Annotated in this window: 1 protein-coding gene; it reads left to right on the plus strand. The window is 61.3% G+C overall.

Annotation, left to right across the window (positions count from 1 at the left end):
* Window positions 1-1,856 (plus strand): valine--tRNA ligase (locus V6C16_RS12270; RefSeq protein WP_333543329.1); only part of this gene is annotated, 1,856 nt, incomplete at both ends.

The following is a 1,856-nucleotide window of genomic DNA, read 5'->3' on the forward strand; positions in this document are numbered from 1 at the left end:
ACCTGGGCCGCGAGGCTTTTGTCGAGCGCGTGTGGGAATGGCGTGAGGATTACGGCCATCGCATCCTTGACCAGATCCGCGCCATGGGCGCCTCGGTGGACTGGTCGCGCCTGCGTTTCACTATGGACGAGGGCCTTTCCGCCGCCGTGCGCAAGGTTTTTGTGCAGTTGTACAACGACGGCCTTATTTACAAGGGCGACTACATCATTAATTGGTGCTCCCGCTGCCATACGGCGCTGGCCGATGACGAGGTGGAACACGAGCAGAGCAGGGGCAGGCTCTGGAAGGTGCGCTATGCCCTTGCGGACGGCTCCGGCTTTATCACCATCGCCACCACCCGGCCTGAAACCATCCCCGGCGATACGGCCATCTGCGTGCACCCCGAGGACGAGCGCTATGCCCACATGGTGGGCAAAACGGCGCTGGTTCCCGTGCTGGGCCGTGAAATTCCCATTATCGCGGACGCCTATGTGGATCGCGAATTCGGCACTGGCGCGCTCAAGGTGACGCCCTGCCACGATCCCAATGACTGGATGCTGGGCAAAAAGCACGACCTGCTCTTTATTCAGGCCATTGACGAAAACGGCGTCATGAAAGCCGAGGCCGGAATTTACCAGGGGCTGGAAAAATCGGCCTGCCGCGAAAAAATCGTGGCCGATATTGAGGCCGCCGGGCAGCTTGAAGGGGTGGAAGAACTGGAACACGCCGTGGGCCACTGCTACCGCTGCCACACCGTGGTGGAGCCGCATGTGTCCACCCAGTGGTTTGTGGCCGCCACCAGGATGGCTCCGGCCGCCCGCGACGCCGTACCCGGCCTGACCCGCATCTTGCCGGAAACCTGGCTCAAGACGTATTATCACTGGCTGGACAATATCCGCGACTGGTGCATCAGCCGCCAGATCTGGTGGGGGCATCGCATTCCCGCCTGGACATGCGAGGCGTGCAGTCAGCTCATCGTTGCCGAAGAAGCTCCGGATGTCTGCCCCCACTGCGGCAGCGCCGCGCTGAAGCAGGACGAGGACGTGCTGGACACCTGGTTCTCCTCGGCGCTCTGGCCGTTCTCCACCATGGGCTGGCCTGCCGATACCAGGGAACTGCATCGCTGGTATCCCACGTCCGTGCTGGTTACGGGCTTTGACATCCTGTTCTTCTGGGTGGCCCGCATGATGATGATGGGCATCCATTTTATGGGCAAGCCGCCCTTTGCCGACGTGTATCTGCACGCGCTGGTGCGCGACGCATCGGGCCGCAAAATGTCCAAATCCACGGGTAATGTCATTAACCCGCTGGAAATGATCGACAAATACGGCTGCGATGCCCTGCGTTTCACCCTGACGGCCTTTGCCGCCATGGGCCGCGACATCCGCCTTTCCGAAGAGCGCATTGAAGGCTACCGCCACTTTGTCAACAAACTCTGGAACGCCGCGCGCTTCACCCTCATGAATCTGCCCGAAGAAGCCCCGGCCAGCGTGGACCTTGGCAACATTCAGGGGCTGCACCACCAGTGGCTGCTGCACCGGCTTGAAACCGTCAAGCAGGACATGGATCAGGCCCTTGGGGACTACCGCTTTAACGATGCGGCCCAGCTTGGATACAAGTTTCTCTGGAACGAGTTTTGCGACTGGTATCTTGAACTTATCAAGCCCGACATGCAGAGCGAAGACGAGCAGCGCAAGGCTGCGGCCCAGTATGTGCTGTGGCTGGCCCTGCGGGAAATACTGCTGCTGCTGCATCCTGTCATGCCTTTTGTCACGGCCGAGATATGGGCGGCCCTGCCCGTGCCTGCCGGTGAAAAAGCCACTGACCTCGCCTGCGAGCTTTACCCCGCGTCGCGTCCGGCCTGCGTTCGTCCGGCC

The sequence above is a fragment of the Desulfovibrio sp. 1188_IL3213 genome (assembly GCF_036763145.1).
Classification (GTDB): Bacteria; Desulfobacterota; Desulfovibrionia; order Desulfovibrionales; family Desulfovibrionaceae; genus Desulfovibrio.